The organism is Arthrobacter sp. T572 (assembly GCF_056780115.1).
In genome coordinates this window covers 3,337,905-3,355,452 of record NZ_JBRAZQ010000002.1, presented here as the reverse complement: position 1 = coordinate 3,355,452, position 17,548 = coordinate 3,337,905, and the positions used below count along the sequence as shown (strand labels likewise).

The 17,548-nt window shown below is 65.0% G+C and carries 17 protein-coding genes; 11 read left to right on the top strand and 6 right to left on the bottom strand.

Features of this window, described 5'->3' with window-relative positions; all coding sequences use genetic code 11:
* Position 1: 1 nt before the first annotated feature.
* A complete protein-coding gene (locus ACUYMZ_RS16700; RefSeq protein WP_481604642.1) occupies positions 2-835 on the top strand; it encodes a sugar phosphate isomerase/epimerase family protein in 834 nt (277 codons plus the stop codon).
* 298 nt (positions 836-1,133) lie between these two features.
* The gene (gene proC / locus ACUYMZ_RS16695; protein ID WP_426003945.1) at positions 1,134-1,964 is read left to right on the top strand and encodes a pyrroline-5-carboxylate reductase; all 831 of its coding nucleotides are present in this window, start codon (positions 1,134-1,136) and stop codon (positions 1,962-1,964) included.
* A 12-nt stretch (positions 1,965-1,976) separates the two neighbouring features.
* On the opposite strand, the gene ACUYMZ_RS16690 is transcribed toward proC, so the two are convergent.
* From ACUYMZ_RS16690 to ACUYMZ_RS16680, 3 genes are read right to left on the bottom strand one after another with little or no spacing between them, the layout of a single operon-like run.
* Positions 1,977-2,615, bottom strand: a complete 639-nt coding sequence (locus tag ACUYMZ_RS16690; RefSeq protein ID WP_364164415.1) for a potassium channel family protein — start codon at positions 2,613-2,615, stop codon at positions 1,977-1,979.
* 43 nt (positions 2,616-2,658) lie between these two features.
* Complete coding sequence (locus ACUYMZ_RS16685; protein ID WP_426003944.1) at positions 2,659-4,092, bottom strand: TrkH family potassium uptake protein; 1,434 nt, start codon at positions 4,090-4,092, stop codon at positions 2,659-2,661.
* A gap of 44 nt (positions 4,093-4,136) precedes the next feature.
* Positions 4,137-4,274 (bottom strand): hypothetical protein, encoded by a 138-nt coding sequence (locus ACUYMZ_RS16680; RefSeq protein ID WP_426007640.1) that lies wholly within the window; start codon positions 4,272-4,274, stop codon positions 4,137-4,139.
* Between ACUYMZ_RS16680 and ACUYMZ_RS16675 the strand changes: the two genes are divergently transcribed.
* On the top strand, positions 4,213-5,421 hold the full coding sequence (locus ACUYMZ_RS16675) for an acetoin utilization protein AcuC (protein ID WP_481605913.1): 1,209 nt from the start codon (positions 4,213-4,215) through the stop codon (positions 5,419-5,421). The genes ACUYMZ_RS16680 and ACUYMZ_RS16675 overlap by 62 nt on opposite strands.
* A 4-nt stretch (positions 5,422-5,425) precedes the next feature.
* Here ACUYMZ_RS16675 and ACUYMZ_RS16670 read toward each other — a convergent pair whose 3' ends face one another.
* Entirely contained in the window at positions 5,426-5,896 is a 471-nt protein-coding gene (locus ACUYMZ_RS16670; RefSeq protein WP_426003943.1) for a hypothetical protein, read from the bottom strand.
* A 158-nt stretch (positions 5,897-6,054) separates the two neighbouring features.
* On the opposite strand from ACUYMZ_RS16670, the gene ACUYMZ_RS16665 reads away from it, so the two are divergent.
* Together ACUYMZ_RS16665 and gdhA are read left to right on the top strand one after the other, a co-directional pair.
* Positions 6,055-6,603 (top strand): ArsR/SmtB family transcription factor, encoded by a 549-nt coding sequence (locus tag ACUYMZ_RS16665; RefSeq protein WP_481604639.1) that lies wholly within the window; start codon positions 6,055-6,057, stop codon positions 6,601-6,603.
* 203 nt (positions 6,604-6,806) lie between these two features.
* The gene (gene gdhA, locus ACUYMZ_RS16660; protein WP_481604637.1) at positions 6,807-8,144 is read left to right on the top strand and encodes an NADP-specific glutamate dehydrogenase; all 1,338 of its coding nucleotides are present in this window, start codon (positions 6,807-6,809) and stop codon (positions 8,142-8,144) included.
* Positions 8,145-8,221: 77 nt separating this feature from the next.
* Here the strand turns inward: gdhA and ACUYMZ_RS16655 are convergent, their stop codons facing one another.
* Positions 8,222-9,553: an alpha-hydroxy acid oxidase gene (locus ACUYMZ_RS16655; protein WP_481604635.1), complete on the bottom strand. Its 1,332-nt coding sequence runs from the start codon at positions 9,551-9,553 to the stop codon at positions 8,222-8,224.
* A 77-nt stretch (positions 9,554-9,630) separates the two neighbouring features.
* Here ACUYMZ_RS16655 and ACUYMZ_RS16650 point away from each other — a divergent pair, with 77 nt between their 5' ends.
* Complete coding sequence (locus tag ACUYMZ_RS16650; protein WP_481604633.1) at positions 9,631-10,329, top strand: FadR/GntR family transcriptional regulator; 699 nt, start codon at positions 9,631-9,633, stop codon at positions 10,327-10,329.
* Between the two features lie 55 nt (positions 10,330-10,384).
* On the opposite strand, the gene ACUYMZ_RS16645 is transcribed toward ACUYMZ_RS16650, so the two are convergent.
* Positions 10,385-11,413 carry a LacI family DNA-binding transcriptional regulator gene (locus tag ACUYMZ_RS16645; RefSeq protein WP_442424701.1) on the bottom strand — a complete coding sequence of 343 codons (1,029 nt, stop codon included), beginning with the start codon at positions 11,411-11,413 and terminating at the stop codon, positions 10,385-10,387.
* Between the two features lie 180 nt (positions 11,414-11,593).
* Between ACUYMZ_RS16645 and ACUYMZ_RS16640 the strand changes: the two genes are divergently transcribed.
* From ACUYMZ_RS16640 to ACUYMZ_RS16620, 5 genes are read left to right on the top strand one after another with little or no spacing between them, the layout of a single operon-like run.
* Positions 11,594-13,003, top strand: a complete 1,410-nt coding sequence (locus tag ACUYMZ_RS16640) for a Gfo/Idh/MocA family protein (RefSeq protein ID WP_481604631.1) — start codon at positions 11,594-11,596, stop codon at positions 13,001-13,003.
* A gap of 29 nt (positions 13,004-13,032) precedes the next feature.
* On the top strand, positions 13,033-14,019 hold the full coding sequence (locus ACUYMZ_RS16635; RefSeq protein WP_481604629.1) for an NAD-dependent epimerase/dehydratase family protein: 987 nt from the start codon (positions 13,033-13,035) through the stop codon (positions 14,017-14,019).
* Positions 14,016-14,921, top strand: a complete 906-nt coding sequence (locus tag ACUYMZ_RS16630) for a 5-dehydro-4-deoxyglucarate dehydratase (protein WP_481604627.1) — start codon at positions 14,016-14,018, stop codon at positions 14,919-14,921. Before ACUYMZ_RS16635 ends, ACUYMZ_RS16630 begins: the two co-directional genes overlap by 4 nt.
* Positions 14,921-16,039, top strand: coding sequence for a mandelate racemase/muconate lactonizing enzyme family protein (locus tag ACUYMZ_RS16625; protein WP_481604625.1), 1,119 nt, complete (start codon positions 14,921-14,923; stop codon positions 16,037-16,039). Before ACUYMZ_RS16630 ends, ACUYMZ_RS16625 begins: the two co-directional genes overlap by 1 nt.
* Positions 16,020-17,471, top strand: a complete 1,452-nt coding sequence (locus ACUYMZ_RS16620) for an aldehyde dehydrogenase (NADP(+)) (protein ID WP_481604623.1) — start codon at positions 16,020-16,022, stop codon at positions 17,469-17,471. Before ACUYMZ_RS16625 ends, ACUYMZ_RS16620 begins: the two co-directional genes overlap by 20 nt.
* The last annotated feature ends 77 nt before the right edge of the window (positions 17,472-17,548 follow it).

Below are 17,548 nucleotides of genomic sequence, written 5' to 3'. Positions count from 1 at the left end.
GATGAGTGCCGACGTCGAGCCCCAAGCAAACGGCCACCGCATCCCTGTGGCGCTGTCCAGCGCGTCCGTCTACCCGTTGAGCGTCCACGACGCCTTCGCCGTCGCGCAGGACCTCGGCTATGACGGCGTGGAGGTCATGGTCACCAACAATGCCGTGAGCCAGAATCCTGACGCGCTGGTGCAGTTGAGCCATCGGTACAAGCAACCGATCGTTTCCATCCACGCGCCCACCCTCCTGCTGACCCAGCAGGTGTGGGGCTCGGCCTGGAACAAGATCGAGCGGTCCTGCCAGATGGCCACGGAGGTAGGTTGTGACACCGTGGTGGTTCACCCGCCGTTCCGCTGGCAGTCCAATTACGCAGAGAACTTTGCCCAGGGCGTCCGCGATATTGCTGCCACCTACCAGGTGCATATCGCGGTGGAGAACATGTACCCCTGGCGGGTCCGGGGACGGGAGGCGGTGGCGTACCTTCCGCACTGGGACCCCTTGAACCAGGATTACGACGCCGTCACGTGGGATTTCTCGCACGCCGCCACTGCGGGGGCCAACAGTTTGGAAGCAGTCCAGGCCCTGGGCAGCAAGCTGCGGCACGTCCACCTGACGGACGGCTCAGGCTCCGGCAAGGATGAACACCTGGTTCCCGGAACAGGAACGCAGCAGTGCGCCGATGTCCTGCAGCACTTGGCTTCGAACGGGTTCAATGGCGCCGTGGTGGCTGAGATTTCCACCCGGAAAGCCAAGGTGACAGGGGAGCGTGAGGAGATGCTCGCGGAAACCTTGCGGTTTGCGCGCCAGCATCTGAGCGTTCCGCTGGTGCGCAGCCTGGACAGCTAAGGGCAGTTGGCCTTAAGACGGGCCCCATCGCCTTCAGGATTGCGGGGTCCGTCCGGGCTGTCCATTAAAAGCGAAAGCACCGGCGGCCGGATCGGGAAATGGGGGAAAACCCGCCCCGGCCACCGGTGCTGCTGGCGGACATCCCCATGCCCGCCTCATCACTCGCACCCTCAATGAGGTACTTACCAAGTTACAAAGCAAGGTTGGGTGCCGCCTGCAATAATCTTGGGAACTGGCTGGGAATCCGTCATCCGGAAGGCGTTAGACCGCCCCGACAGCCAACTGCAATGATGGATCCATGACCAACCGAATCGCATTCCTTGGCTGTGGATCCATGAACGAGGCAATTCTGGGCGGCCTGGTGGCCGCCGGAACGGACCCGTCCGACATCGTTGCCACCGTCCGCCGCGCAGAGCGGGCGGACGAACTCGCCCAGCGGCACGGCGTGATGGCGATCGCCGGCGAAGAAGATCCGGACAACAACAAGCTCGCTGCCAAAGGCTCCAGCCTGGTCATCCTGGGAGTGAAGCCGGTGGGCATCGCTGACCTTGCGCGCGAAATCAGCCCGGCCCTGTCCAAGGACACAATCGTGGTCAGCGTCGCCGCTGCCGTCTCCATCGCCCAGCTCGAAGCAGCGCTTCCGGAAGGGCAGCCGGTGATCCGCACCATGCCGAACACGCCCGCAAAGCTGGGCCGCGGCGTCGTATCCGTCACGCCTGGTTCATCCTGCACTCCGGAGCAGCTGGAGAAGGCCAAGGCCGTCCTGGCCGGTGCCGGCAAGGTGGTGGAGGTTCCCGAGGACCAGGTTGATGCGTTGTCCGCGATCAGCGGTTCCGGACCGGCGTACGCGTTCTACCTGGCCGAGGCCATGGCCGCGGCCGGCGTCGAGCTCGGCCTGGACGCTGAACTGTCCGTGATGCTCGCCCGCGAGACCGTTGCCGGTGCAGGCTTCATGCTCGCCGAGCCGGGAGCAGACCCCACCTCGCTGCGTGTCGCCGTCACCAGCCCCAACGGCACCACTGAGCGCGCCATCGCGACTTTCGACGACGGCGGGATCCCCAGGATCATCGCCGACGGCGCCCGCGCCGCAGCCGCCCGGGCAGCCGAAATCACCAAGCAGCTCGGCTAGCCAGGCACCACGTCAGGGGCGTGCGGCGAAGCGCTCCAGCAGGTCCACGTGTCCGGACACGATCAGCATGTCGTGCCCGGACACTTTGGTTTCCGGACGGGCATAGGTGAAGTCCTCACCCGGGGTCTTCACGCCCACGATCGTCACGCCGTACTTGGACCGCACCTTGGATTCCTCCAGCGTGAAGCCGACCGTCTCCTTGGGCGGGTACATTTTGACGATCGCGTAGTCGTCGTCGAACTCGATGAAGTCCAGCATGCGCCCGGACACCAGGTGCGCCGCACGGACTCCGGCATCGGCCTCGGGGTAGATCACGTGGTTGGCGCCGATGCGGCTGAGGATCTTGCCGTGGGAGGGCGTGATGGCCTTGACCCACAGGTGCTGGATACCCAGGTCCACCAGATTGACCGTAATGAGCACGGAGGATTCGATCGACGTGCCGACACCCACCACAGCCGAGCTGAACTCCTGCGCGCCCAGCTGCCGCAGGGCATCGATGTTGGTGGCGTCGGCTTCCACCACGTGGGTCAGCACGGGTGCCCACTTCTGGACCAGCGACCTGTCCCGTTCGATCGCGAGGACTTCCCGGCCCTGCTTGACCAGCTGTTCGGCCGTTGCCGACCCGAAACGGCCCAGGCCGATCACCAGCACTGGCGCATTGTGGGCTGGCCGGTTGGGGGCAGCCCCTGTGTTACTAGCCAATGATTGGCCTCTCTTCCGGGTAGTGGTACAGCTGGCTGCGTTGGTGCAGGGCCAGGCCTGCGGCCAGGGTGACGGTGCCCAGGCGGCCGGCGAACATGAGTGCGGTCAGGACGTAAACGCCCGACGGCGGCAGCTCGGCACTGAGGTTGGTGCTCAGTCCCACGGTTGCAAAGGCGGAGATAGTCTCGAAGAGCACCCGGTCCAGTGAGGCGCCGCTGATGGACAGGAGCAGGAAAGCGGCGACGGAAACCAACGTGGCTCCGGCGACGATGACCGAGATGGCCACCCGCATGGTGCCCTGTGGGATGGTGCGGCCATAGACCTTGACGTCGGCGTCGCCGCGGGCTTCGGCCACGATGGCGAGGAACATGACGGCGATGGTGGTCACCTTGATTCCGCCGGCGGTCGACGCCGAGCCGCCGCCGGCAAACATCAAGGCATCGGTCAGCAGCATGGTGGTTGATTCCATGTGGTTCTGGTCCACCAGATTGAAACCGCCGGAGCGGGTCATGACCGATGCGAAAAGGGAGTGGATGATCTTATCGCCCAGGCTCATATGCCCGATGGTCCGCAGGTTGTCCCACTCCATGAGCCCCCACAGGACTGTTCCCGCCACCAGCAGGATGAACGACACCTGGATGGTGAGCTTGGTGTGGAGGTTCCACTTCTTCCAGTTCAGGCCGTTCTGCTGCAGGACCATGACCACCGGAAAGCCCAGGCTGCCCAGGAAGACTCCGAGCATCAAGGGGACCAGGATCCACAGGTCGGTCTCGTACGGCACGATACCGTCCGAATGCGGGGTGAACCCTGCGTTGTTGAAGGCCGAAATCGAATAGAAGACTCCGTGCCACACCGCCTGCCAGAAAGGTTCGCCCAGGACCATGAACCGTGGAATGAGGGCCAGGGCCAGGGCGGCTTCGATGACCACAGAGGTGATGATCACGATCCTCAGCAGGGTACCGACTTCGCCGAGCCTGCCGGCGTTGTTCATGGCTTCCTGCGCGATGAGCTTACCCCGGACACCCAGCCGTTTGCTCACCATGAGGGCCAGCAGCGAGGCCAGGGTCAGTGTGCCAAGGCCGCCCACGAAGATGCCCACCAGGATCACCAGCTGCCCAAAGAAGGACCAGTGCGTGGCCGTTGACACCACGGTCAGCCCCGTGACGCACACACTGGATACGGCGGTGAACATGGATTGGTGCAGGGGGGTTGTTTCACCCGATGCCGCCGAGGCGGGGAGGGACAGAAGCCCGGTGAAGAGCAGGATGACCATGGAGAAGGCCACCAGCGCCAGGCGTGCAGGGGAGGAATTGGCGATGTTGTCGATGAAATCCCGGGCGCGGGTGAAGATCCACAGACCCTCACGCTCGGGCTGGCCGGGTTGCCAGTTGGCCGGGGTCCGGGACCGCGACTGGCTTTGGGACATGGCGATCTTCCTCGGTTGAACATACTTTCCTACGTAGTAAACCACTATTCGCCCGGCGTAACCCGGCGCTGGGGCCGCACGGGCTCGGGTAGCCTGTTCAGGGTGAACTCCAGGCCTGGGATGACTGCTTCCAGCATTACCCGTTCCGCACTGCCAACGACGGTGGTGTGGGATCCGGCCATGACTGCCTACAATTTCGGTCCAGGGCACCCCATGGCTCCGCAACGGCTGGAGCTGACGGCCCGCCTGGCCGGGTCCCTGGGACTCTTCGACCACAGCCACGTGGCGGTCGAGGCACCCAGGGTGGCTTCCGACGTCGAGCTTTTCACTGTCCACAGCCGCGCCTATGTGGAGGCTGTGCGCCGTGTCAGCGATGATCCGCTGGAACCTGAAGAGGACCGCGGACTGGGGACCGAGGACGATCCCGCGTTCGCGGGCATGCATGAAGCCAGCGCGCGGTTGGCCGGCGGCTCGCTGGTGGCGGCCGAGTCGATCCTGGACGGCACGGCCGTGCGGGCCGTCAACTTTGGCGGCGGAATGCACCATGCGTCGCGGGAGCGGGCCAGCGGCTTCTGCGTCTACAACGACGTCGCGCTTGCGATCCAGCGATTGCTCGACGGCGGTGTGCAGCGGATCGTCAGCATCGACGTCGACGCTCATCACGGTGACGGGACACAAAGCATTTTCTGGAACGATCCCCGGGTCATGACCATATCGCTGCACGAATCCGGGCTCACCCTCTTCCCCGGGACGGGCTTCGCCAACGAAACCGGCGGCCCCGATGCGCCGGGAACGGCGGTCAACGTGGCACTTCCGGCGTTCACCGGTGACGCTGCGTGGCTGCGGGCTTTCCACGCGGTGGTGCCACAGCTCGTGTCGGCGTTCGCTCCGGAAGTGATCGTCAGCCAGCACGGCTGCGATTCACACCGTCTTGATCCGCTGACGCACCTCAACCTGAGTGTTGACGGACAGCGGGAGGCGGCTGCCGCCGTCGGGGGCTTGGCCGCAAAGCACTGCGATAACCGGTGGATCGCCACCGGCGGCGGTGGCTACGACATCACGGGAGTCGTCCCCAGGGCGTGGACCCACCTGATAGGTATGGTGACGCAGCGTCCGGTTCCCCTGAAGACACCGGTTCCACAGGCCTGGCGCGACTACGTCCGGGAAGCCTACGGCGCCCAGACCCCGGAGCTGATGGGTGACGACGTGGACATCTGGTGGCGTTCCTGGGAGGTCGGCTATGACCCGGCGGACCAGGTTGACCGGACCGTGATGGCCACGCGCAAGGAAGTCTTCCCGCTGTACGGACTGGACCCCTGGTTCGACTGAGCGCCTAGCTTTCCTCGGTTTGGAACACCACCCCGGCTGCGCCCACCAGCCAGCCCAGGAGCGAGAGGGCGAACGCCCCGATCAGGTCGGTCGATGCTTGTCCCTTGAAAAGCCACACCACCAGCACGAGCATCCCCATGGTCATGTAGACCATGATGGCGAAGATCACCCTGCCTGAAAGCCGGGTTGCCACGGCGCCCGGACTGACCAGCTGGTTCGGCTCGCCGGCCGCGGCGCTGTCCCTTTTGACTTCCGAGATCGTGAAGCCCAGTGCCGACGCCGTCAGCGAACTCAGGGATGTCGACAGGACCCCCGCTGCCGTGACCAGGGCGCCGTTCAGTTCCGGCCGTTCTGCGCCACCGGAAGGTACCCAGGTGCCCACACGGATCAGGACGGTGGCCCACACCAGGACAAACAGGGCCAGGAACACTGCGGCGATGATGTTGAAGATGTGGCGCCGGAACAAGTCAGTCATTGCCATGCACCCCGTGCGTTGGGCGGCCGGGGCCTGGGAGCCCGGACAGACCGTGTTTTCGTTGTAGCACCGGCCGGGGGAGTGGTCAACGATCCTTTGCTTCGTCGCCGACGGAAACAGTGATGCCTTTTGGCGTATATGTCGCTAGGGTGGGAGGCATGGTGACTGACGACGTATTTGCCGTCATTGCTGAGGCAACCAGGCGCGAGATCCTGGTCTCCCTCCGCTCTGGGGACAAAGCAGTAGGCGAACTGGTGGCGGAACTGGAGGCCAGCCAGCCCACGATCTCCAAGCACCTCAAAGTGCTTCGCGAGGCCGACCTCGTGAGCATGCGGGCCCAGGGCCAGAAGCGCTACTACGCGTTGAATCCCAAGCCCCTTGCCGGCGTCGCCTCCTGGCTGGAAACGTTCGACGTCGGACCCAAGCCTCCCGCCGCCGTCGCGCCTGTTGCAGGGGCTGCTTCCGATATCCATCCGGCAGCCCCGGCGCTTGCGAACCAACCGTCCGCCCAAGCTGCCGACGTTCGTCCGGAAGCGTTGAGCCAGGCGGTCGTAGCGCAGGCCGGTGAGACCCCCGTTTCCTTGGAATTGCAGTCGGACGACACTGTGCCGCAGCAGATCGGACGCACGGTAGGCCGGGCAGCCACCAGGGCCGCGGACCTGCTGGCCAACCTTCCCAACCTCCCCAAATTTGGACGGAAGCGATAGCGTCCTAACGTGATCCTCACCACATTGTGAGGTTTTGTTAACTTCCTGTTTCCTTGTGTTTCCGGGGTTCTTGGACAGTTGTGTTAACTCCCCGGGCCGGGGTCACAAAGCCATCGGATGGAGATCCTACCTTCGTTGGTGCAACCATGAGCGGGACTGGATCGTCTCGCCGCGGGTCGGCGCACTAGTGGATAGGAAAAGTCATGGATTCGAGGCTGGAAGCCGTCCGGGACACCGTATTGGCGCGGAACCCGGGCGAAAAGGAATTCCACCAGGCCGTCACCGAGGTCTTCGAAAGCCTGGGGCCGGTCCATGACCGCCATCCCGAGTTCCTGGAGGGCGCGGTCCTGGAGCGCCTGTGCGAGCCGGAGCGCCAGATCATCTTCCGCGTCCCGTGGACCGACGACGCCGGACGTGTCCACGTCAACCGCGGTTTCCGTGTGGAGTTCAATTCCGCGCTCGGACCCTACAAGGGCGGGCTGCGGTTCCACCCGTCCGTCTACCTGGGCATCGTGAAGTTCCTCGGCTTTGAGCAGATCTTCAAGAACGCTTTGACCGGCATGCCGATCGGCGGGGGCAAAGGTGGTTCCGACTTCGATCCCCGTGGCCGTTCGGACGCCGAAATCATGCGGTTCTGCCAGTCGTTCATGACTGAGCTGTACCGCCACATCGGCGAATACACCGACGTTCCTGCCGGTGACATCGGGGTGGGCGGCCGCGAGATCGGCTACTTGTTCGGCCAGTACAAGCGCATCACCAACCGGTACGAATCCGGTGTCCTCACGGGCAAGGGAATTTCCTGGGGCGGTTCGCTGGTCCGGCCGGAGGCTACCGGCTACGGCACGGTGATTTTCGCGCAGGAGATGCTGAAGACCCGCGGGACGTCTTTCGATGGCCAGCGTGTTGTGGTGTCCGGTTCGGGCAACGTGGCCATCCACGCAATTGCCAAGGCACAGTCGCTCGGGGCGACCGTGGTGGCCTGCTCCGACTCGGCCGGCTACATCGTGGACGAGGCGGGGATCGACGTCGGGCTCTTGAGTCAGGTCAAGGAAGTTGAGCGCGCCCGCCTGACCGAGTACGCCGCCCGACGCCAGGGGTCCAGCTACGTCGCCGGTGGTTCCGTCTGGGACGTCAACGGCACCGTTGCGCTCCCTTGCGCGACGCAGAACGAGCTCGACGGCGATGCTGCCGCGAAGCTGGTCAGCAACGGGCTGATCGCCGTGGCCGAAGGCGCGAACATGCCTTCGACACAGATGGCCGTGTCGATCTTCCAGGACGCAGGCATCCTGTTCGGGCCGGGCAAAGCCGCCAACGCGGGCGGCGTTGCAACCTCCGCGTTGGAGATGCAGCAGAACGCCAGCCGTGATTCCTGGACCTTTGAACACACTGAGCAGCGGCTCACCGAGATCATGGTGGGCATCCACGACCGTTGCGCAGAGACGGCCGAAGAATATGGTGCCCCTGGCAACTACGTGGTGGGTGCCAACATCGGTGGCTTCGTGAAGGTTGCCGACGCGATGCTGGCGCAGGGCCTCATCTAACGCTCCTGGCACCCAACTGGGTCGCAGTTAAGCGCGTTTAGAGCCGTCTAAACGCGCTTAACTGCGACCTGGTTGGGCTAGCGCTGGAGCAGGCGGACGTGATCCGGGGTAAGGTCCGCTACCTTGCTGACTCCGAGCAGTGCCATGGTCCGCGTCATGTCCTTTTCGAGGATCTGGATGGTCCGGTCCACACCCTCACGCCCGCCGGCCATGAGCCCATAAAGATAGGCCCGGCCGATCAAGGCGAAGTCCGCGCCCAAGGCCAGGGCTGCCACGATGTCGGCGCCGCTCATGATGCCTGTGTCCAGCATGACCGCGGCCTTGCTGTTGTCCGCCTTCAGCGCAGCCGAGACCTCGGGCAGCAGGTGGAACGGAATGGGGGCGCGGTCCAACTGACGGCCACCGTGGTTGGACAGCACGATCCCGTCCGCGCCGTGGTCCACCACCTTCCGCGCATCCTCGACGGTCTGGATGCCCTTGACCACGAGCTTGCCCTTCCAGGTTTCGCGCAGCCAGTCGAGGTCTTCATAGGTCAGGGTGGGGTCGAACATGGAGTTGATCAGGTCGGCCACGGTGCCCGTGTAACGCGACAGCGAAGCAAAGGTCAGGGGTTCGTGGGTCAGGAAGTTGAACCACCAGGCCGGCCGGTAGGACGCATCCAGCACGGTCTTCAGCGTCAGCGCCGGTGGGATGGTCATGCCGTTGCGGACATCGCGCAGGCGGGCACCGGCCACTGCCGTATCCACTGTGACCATCAAGGTGTCGTTGCCCGCTTTAGCGGCCCGCTCGATCAGTTCCAGGGAGCGGTCCCGGTCCGTCCACAGATAGAGCTGGAACCAATTGCGGCCATTCGGCGCCGCCGCGGCGACGTCTTCGATCGAGGCCGTGCCCATGGTGGACAGGGTGTAGGGAATGCCGGCAGCCTCGGCGGCCTGCGAGCCTGCGTACTCACCTTCGGACTGCATCATGCGCGTGAACCCGGTGGGTGCGATGCCGAACGGGAGTTTGGATTCCTGACCGAGGATCTCCGTGCGGAGGTCGATCCTGGAGACGTTGCGCAGGATTCCCGGCCGGAATTCGATGTCCTGGAAAGCCTGGCGTGCCCGGCGCAGGGTGATTTCCTCTTCCGCTGCACCGTCCGTGTAGTCGAAGGGCGCTTGCGGGGTCCTGCGCTTTGCCATATCCCGCAGGTCCCAGATGGTGCTTGCCCGCTTGAGCCGCGCAGCCTTGCTGAATTCGGGCTTCTTGAATTGCATCAAGGGGGCCAGGTCCGACACCTTGGGAACGCGCCGCTTCAGGGCCGGAGGCTGTACGACGGCGGGACCCGGCTGCGGCGCGCGGCTGACGTTCTGGTCGCTGCCGGCGTCGGCGGGGGCTGCGGTGATTTTGGGATCGAGGGTGTCGGTCATGCGGTTCTCCCTTGAATTCGTGTGGTCTAACCACACTGTAGGCCATGTGGTCTGACCACATCAACTACTATTTCGGTATGCGTACGCACGAACTTGTCCTCGAATGGATCGAGAAGCAGCTGTCCAGCGGCGAACTGGCCCTCGGAGGGCGCTTGCCCGGCGAAAGGACCATGGCCGAACAGTTGCAGGTTTCCCGGACCTCTGTCCGCGAGGCCGTCCGGATCCTTGAGGCGATGGGTGTGGTCCGGGCCGGGGTGGGCTCGGGAAAGGACGCAGGCACCATCGTTATTGCCGAACCGGGGTCGGCCCTGGGGTCCACGCTCCGACTGCACGTGGCCACCAGGCACTTCCCGGTCGCAGACATCGTGGAAACCCGCGTCCTCCTGGAATCGTGGGCTGCCGAACGTGCGCAGGCCGGCGGGCCCGCGCTGGACGAGGCTGCGGACATGCTGGCGCAGATGGAGGAGGCTTCGGACATTGAGTCGTTCCTGGCTCTCGATGCGCGGTTCCATGTGGCCCTGGCCCGGGCGGCAGGCAATGCGGTGGTCAGTGCCATGATGGCCTCCCTTCGCGGGGCCATTGAGAACTATGCCGGGGAACTCACGGGCAACCTGCCGGACTGGAGCGCCACGTCAGGAAGGCTTCGGGCTGAGCACCGCGCCATCCTCGCTGCCGTCAACGCAAACGACGGCGGCAAGGCAGCGGAGCTTGTGGCCGCCCACATCCGGGGCTTCTACACGGAGGCCGGAGTGGATGCCAATCCCTCGCCGAGATGACACTTGATGACAATGTTCCACGTGGGCATTGCCATTAAGTGCCAACTCGCTGGGTTCAAACTGACTTCAATGCCGGGGCGGCAGTGCTCTTGCGGATTTCCATCCGGGGAGCGAACTCATCCTGCTGCAGGGCGGGAGTTTCGCCGCCCTGCTGGATCTGTTCCCGCATCCTGCGCCAAGCCAGGCTGCCGAGCTCGTTGATGGGGACCGCTGCCGTGGTGAGCGGGGGAGTGGTGTATTTGGCGAACGGGATATCGTCGAAGCCCGTGACGGAGATGTCCTCCGGCACCCTGATGCCACGCTCATGCAGGCCGCTGAGGAGGCCCATGGCCACCAGGTCGTTGAATGCCAGGATGCCTGTGGCACCGCTGGCGATGATGGCTTCCGTGGAGTCGTGGCCTGAATCGAAGTTCGAGCCGCCATGCAGCATCTGGAGCTCAATGTCCGGATGGTCCGAGCGGAACTGCGCCAGCCCCACCAGCCGCTGGCGGTTGGAGGCGCTGTGTTCCGGGCCTGACAGGTATGCCAGCCGTTGGTGGCCCAGGGATACCAGGTGTTGGGCGAGTTCCTGGATGCCTTGCCCATAATCGACGCTCAGGCTCGGGGTGGTGGTGTTGATGGTGGTCCGGTTGATCAGGACCAGCGGGTGGAGAGTGGGTGCCAGTTCTTCAAGTTCGGCATCGGGCATGCGGGGTGCGCAGAGCACCACGCCGTCACAGCGCCGCCGTGCCTCTCCGGCCAGGATCGCTTCTTCGCTGGTCACTTCGGAGGAGTCTGCGATCAGTACGCGGTAGCCGTCCTGGGCGGCAGCGATGCTCAAGCCGCGCAGAATGGCCTGGAAGGTGGGATTGGCCAGGTCCGGCACCACAATGCCGATGGTGTCCGTCTTGCCCAGCGCCAAACTGCGGCCCACAGGATTGGGCTGGTACTTCAACTCGGCGGCAGCTGCACGCACGCGCTCGGCAATGCCGGGGTCCACCGCGGCGTTGCCGTTCATGACGCGCGACACGGTGGCGTGCGACACGCCCGCTTTCTCCGCGACGTCGGCGATGCCAACGCGCCTGTTGGTATTCCTGCGTGCCATCCTGCCCCTTCCAATTGGCTTGTCCCGTGCTGCCCCGCCCTTGGGGTGATGGTTGACGCGACCGCCAGAGTCTTGATACAAAGCTTATAACGCTCTGAGAAAACGCTTTCTCATGATTCTTCCCAGAACAAGCCGGGCCGTCAAGCGGTTCACTCCTGCCTTTGGAAAGGGGCATCCTCCATGGTCAACGTCGACACCGCCGAGACCCACCCAACCGCCACCACAGCCACCCCTGGGACCGCCGGCCAGCGCACAAGGATTGCGCTTATCGGCACCGGCGGACGTTCGGAAATGTACATCCGGGCCATCTTCGGCCAGCACGCCGACGTCGCCGAACTCATCGCGTTGTCCGACGTCAACCCGGGCCGTGTGGAGTTCTACCAGGGACTCATCCAGGAACTCGGCGCACCGGGCCCGGTGGCCACCTTTGAGCCGGGCAAGCTGACAGAGTTCATCCAGGACAACGGCATCGAGCGGGTCATCGTGACCACTCCTGACTACACGCATGCGGACTACATCGTTGAAGCGCTCGAGGCCGGTGCCGACGTCGTGGTTGAAAAGCCTCTGACCATCGACGTTGAAGGTTGCCGCCGCATCACCGCAGCCGTGGCCGAAACCGGCCGCAACGTGGTGGTCACGTTCAACTACCGCTATTCGCCGCGTAACTCGGCCCTCAAGGAGGTCATCCAGAACGGTGTGATCGGCAAGGTGACCTCCATCGACTTCAGCTGGGTGCTGGATACGGTCCATGGAGCCGACTACTTCCGCCGCTGGCACCGCGACAAGAAAAACTCAGGCGGCCTGCTCATCCACAAGGCGTCCCATCACTTCGACCTGGTCAACTGGTGGATCAACGACGTTCCGGAGCGCGTTTTCGCCTCGGGCGGGTTACGGTTCTACGGCGACAAGAACGCCAGCGAACGCGGCCTGGGCGCACGCCCTGAGCGCGGCACCGTGGACGGCCTGGAACGGGATCCGTTCCGCTTGGACCTGCGCGACGACGAACGCTTGAAAGCCTTGTACTACGACAACGAGAAGTTCGACGGATACCGCCGTGACCAGGACGTCTTCACCGAGGGAATCACCATTGAAGACAATCTGGCCCTCGTGGTGGATTACCAGGGTGGCCCCACGCTGAGCTACTCGCTGAACGCCCACAGCCCGTGGGAGGGCTACCGCGTCACCGTGAACGGAACGGAGGGCCGCGCCGAACTCGAGGTGGTGGAGCGCGCCGCCGTCGAATTCAGTACGGACAAGAAGACGGTCGTCGACCCCAGCGCCACTCCCATCGAGGAAGAAGACGCCGTGCGCCGCAACGGTGAGCGGCTCGTGGTGCAGCGCCACTGGGAAGCAGCCTACGAGGTACCGATCATCAACGGGGAGGGTGGACACGGCGGCGGCGACAACCTGCTGCTTTCGGACCTCTTCAATGGCCCCGGTGTCGACCCACTGGGCCGTCCCTCCGGCTACATCGACGGGCTCCGTTCCGTCTCGGTGGGCATCGCCGGAAACCAGTCCCTGGAATCAGACGTGCCGGTCCGCATCAGCGGACTGGGACTCGGCGTCGACCTCGGCCGCGGCCAGGCATAGCCGCAGTCCCGTAGACGAAGGAACATCATATGAGCACGATTTTTGTCACCGGCGGGTCCGGACGGCTCGGCCGCAGTGTGGTGGCTGGCCTGGCCGCCGCAGGACACGGAGTGATCTCCGTGGACCGCGACGCCATCCCCGCAGACCAGCTGCCGGCCGGCGCCACACAGCGGACCGCAGACCTGCTGGCGCCGGGCGAGGCGGCGCGGCTGATCCAGGAAACAACCCCCGACGCCGTCATCCACCTCGCTGCTATCGCGGTACCCTTCAGCGCGCCGGAGGATGTCATCTTCAGCACGAACACACGGCTCGCCTATGCGGTGATCAGTGCTGCCACCGACGCCGGGGTCCCGAAGATCGTGACGGCAAGCAGCCCCACCGCCCTCGGTTACGGCTCACCGGCAGGTTGGCTGCCGCCGTCGTTCCCTTTGGACGAGCAGACGCCGCCCAAGCCGTGGAACGCCTACGCACTGTCCAAGCTCATCGCCGAGCAGACGGTCCAAATGTTTGCCGCCGCGCAAGGGGACAAGATCCGGTACGCGGCCTTCCGTCCCTGCTACGTGATCTCGCCCGAGGAATGGGAAGGTGCGCCGACCCAGCAGGGCCACACGGTCCACGAACGCCTGGACGATCCCGCGCTGTCCGCCCCGGCGTTGTTCAACTACGTGGATGCCCGGGACGTTGCGGAATTCCTGGACGTGCTCCTGGCCAAGATGGACACCATTCCCAACGGGCAGACCTTTTTCGTCGGCGCCAAGGACGCCTTGGCTACCGCACCGCTGGCCGAATTGTTCCCGCGGTTCCTGCCGGGCAGCGGTCCTCTGACGGAACACCTCACGGGCACCAGCCCTGCCTTCTCCGTGGACAAGGCGCGCGAACTCCTGGGCTGGGAACCGAAGCGCAGTTGGCGCACCGAACTTACCCCGGCCTATGAGGGCGAAGACACAGCATTACTCAATGACGAGACCCACCGCGGCCTGGTGCCTGCGGGAGCAACCAGCAAGGAGACAGCATGAATTTCGACGGCGTACTTTTCTTCCCCGTCACACCCTTCACCGAGGACGGCTCGGTGGATGTCGCCCTCCTGAAGGAGCACATCGCATCGCGCCTGCCGTTCGGTCCGGGCGGGGTGTTCCCGGCCTGTGGAACGGGTGAGTTCCACGCCCTGTCCCTCGACGAAATCCGCACCGTGGTGACTGCCGCCGTCGAAGTCGTTGCAGGTGCCGTGCCGGTCGTTGCCGGCGCCGGTGGCCCCTTGGGCCACGCGATCGCCGCCGCCAGGGTTGCCGAGGAAGCGGGCGCCGATGCCCTTCTGGTCCTTCCGCCGTATCTCGTCACCGGGCCCACCGACGGCGTAGTCGCCTATGTTGAAGCCGTTGCCGCAGCCAGCAGTTTGCCCGTGATCGTGTACCACCGCGGCACGGCCAAGTTCACGGCCGCTGCCATGACCCGCCTGACGGCCAACCCCAAGGTGGTGGGCTTCAAGGACGGAATCGGAGACGTCGGCCTTGCCCAGGAAATCGTCTCCGCCATCAACGCGAGCGGCCGCACGGATTTCGCACTGTTCAACGGCCTCCTGACCGCCGAACTGACGCAGGGCGCCTACCGTGGCCTGGGCATCCCGCTGTACTCCTCGGCAGCGTTCGCCATGGCTCCCGAGATCGCGAAGGCCTACTACGACGCCTACGTTTCCGGTGATGAGGAACGCCGCAACGCCCTGCTTGAGGGTTTCTACGGACCGCTGGTCAGGCTCCGCGACCAAACACCCGGCTTCGGCGTCTCGCTCATCAAGGCGGGTCTGCGGCTGTCGGGACTGCCCGTTGGCTCCGTGCGTCCGCCGCTGGTGGACCCCACCGAGGAACAGCTGCTGGAGCTCAAGGCAATCCTCGCCAAGGGCCACGAGCTGGCCGGCAACTGATGACCAGCCGAATCACCGGGCTCTCCACGCGCCTCATCACGGTCCCGCTGCTGCGCAGCTGGGGTGTGGAGGCGCCGGAGAACCACGTGATTGTCACCGAACTGACTACCGACGACGGCGGTACCGGCCACGGTTTCTCCTGGACGCCGACCATTGGCCCCCAGGCGGTACAGGCCCTCCTGGACCACGACATCGCCCCTTTCATTGCCGGACTCGAAGCCAACCCGGAGATCGTGTGGGACCAATTGTGGAAGCGCCTGCATGAGGCCGGCGGGGGAGGGCTGACCACCATTGCGATGGCCGGCGTGGACCTGGCCTTATGGGACCTCAAAGCCCGACTGGCCGGCACGTCCGTCACAGGGCTCCTGGGGCAGCGGCAGGAATCCGTTGAAGTCTACGGTTCCGGCGTAAACCTGCATTACACCTTGGACGAACTCGTGGAGCAAGCCCGGCGATGGGTCGCTGGAGGACACCACGCCGTGAAGATCAAGGTGGGCAAGCCGGAACTCCGTGAAGACGCCGAACGCGTGGCCGCCGTCCGCGAGGTCATTGGACCGGACCGGCTGCTCATGATCGACGCCAACCAGCGCTGGGACCTTGCACATACTTTCCGTGCACTGGATGTCCTGGCCGGCTACGGGCTGGAATGGTTGGAAGAACCGATCCGTGCGGATGATCTATGGGCCTACCGGAGGCTGCGCAAGCACTCGCCGGTGCCCATCGCGTTGGGGGAGAACGTCCACACCATTTACCGGTTCCGCGACTTCATCGAGGCAGAAGCCGTGGACATCATCCAGCCCAACATCGTCCGGGTCGGTGGCATTACCCCGTTCCGGCGGATTGTTGAGCTGGCCAGGGCCAACAGCATCAGGGTCGCTCCGCACCTCCTTCCCGAACTGTCCGGGCAGCTGGCTCTGACCTTGGCCGAGGCCGTCAGCGTGGAAGACGTGGAGGACGCCTCCTTCCAGGCACTCGGCATTCTTGAGGGCCCATCACCGATCAGGATCCGCAACAGCCGCCTCAGCAGTACCGGACGCCCGGGCATGGGCTTCGAATTCTCTGCCGGCCGTCCGGCACCCACGACCGAAGGACACCACATTGAGTACAGCAACTCTTGACCTGACGGCAGTAACTGCTGCCGCGGCGGCCGCCGCCAAAGTCACCGCAGCAGCGTCCGACGCCGATCGCGCAGCCTGGCTGACCGCCGTCGCGGACGCCTTGGACGCCAACGTGACGGAGCTCGTTGCCATTGCAGACTCCGAGACCAACCTGGGGACGGTCAGGCTCACCGGCGAAGTTGCACGGACCAGCGGCCAGCTGCGTTTGTTCGCGCGCGTCATCACCGAAGGTTCGTACCTCGAAGCCGTGATCGACCACGCCGATCCCCAAGCCACCCCGCCCAAGCCCGACCTGCGCCGCATCCTTAGGCCCGTTGGCCCGGTAGCTGTGTTCTCGGCGTCGAACTTTCCGTTCGCGTTCTCTGTGGCCGGCGGCGATACCGCTTCCGCGCTCGCTGTCGGATGCCCGGTGATCGTCAAGGCCCATTCCGGGCACCTCCGTCTGTCCGAGCGAACGGCGGAAATCGTCAGCGAGGCCTTGGCCGAGGCGGGCGCCCCGGAGGGCATTTTTGCTTTGGTGAGCGGTCGCGAGGCAGGTACGGCGCTGGTCCAGGACCCGGCCATCAAGGCGGTAGGCTTCACCGGTTCCATTCCCGGCGGCCGTGCCCTGTTCGATCTTGCGGTCTCACGGCCCGAGCCCATCCCGTTCTACGGCGAGCTTGGCAGCCTGAACCCCGTGGTCATCACGGCTGCGGCCCTGGCGGAACGTGGACGGGAACTCGCCGCGGGGCTCGCAGCTTCCTTCACCATGGGCGCGGGACAGTTCTGCACCAAGCCCGGCCTCATCTTCATCCCCGCCGGGACGGACTTCGCTGCGGACCTGGCCGAGGCGGGCAAGGACAAGCCAGCGGCTGCCATGCTCACCGAACGCATCGCCGAGGCCTACCCCCATGGGCTCCGCAACGTGGCCGGCCAGCCCGGTGTCACCGTGGTCAGCGGCACGCCGGACCAGGACGCCTTGGCCGATGGCGCAGCGCCCGTGGTCTTTTCCACCACAGCGGCCAACGTGCTGGAGCGGCCGGAAGAGCTCTTGGAGGAGTGCTTCGGCCCGACGACGCTGCTCATTGAGTACGCCGACCAAGCTGAGTTGTCCCAGGCCCTTGCGAAGGTCCCGGGAAGCCTGACTGCGACCATCCATGCCCAGCCCGGCGAGGACATCGGGGCGCTTGTTGAGCAGCTCAGCGGCCTGGCCGGACGCGTGCTGTTCGCCGGCTGGCCGACCGGCGTCGCAGTGAACTGGGCCCAGCAGCACGGCGGTCCGTACCCGGCCACGACCTCGCTCTTCACATCGGTGGGAGCGACGGCGGTCCGCAGGTTCCAACGCCCCGTGGCGTACCAGGACGCGCCCGAAAGCATCCTGCACCCGGCACTGCACGAAGCCAACCCGCTGGGTATCCCGCGCCGCGTCGACGGTACACTAACCCTCCCCTAACCCACACGCCGGCACCCAACTGGGTCGCAGTTAAGCGCGTTTTGAGCCGTCAAAAACGCGCTTAACTGCGACCTACT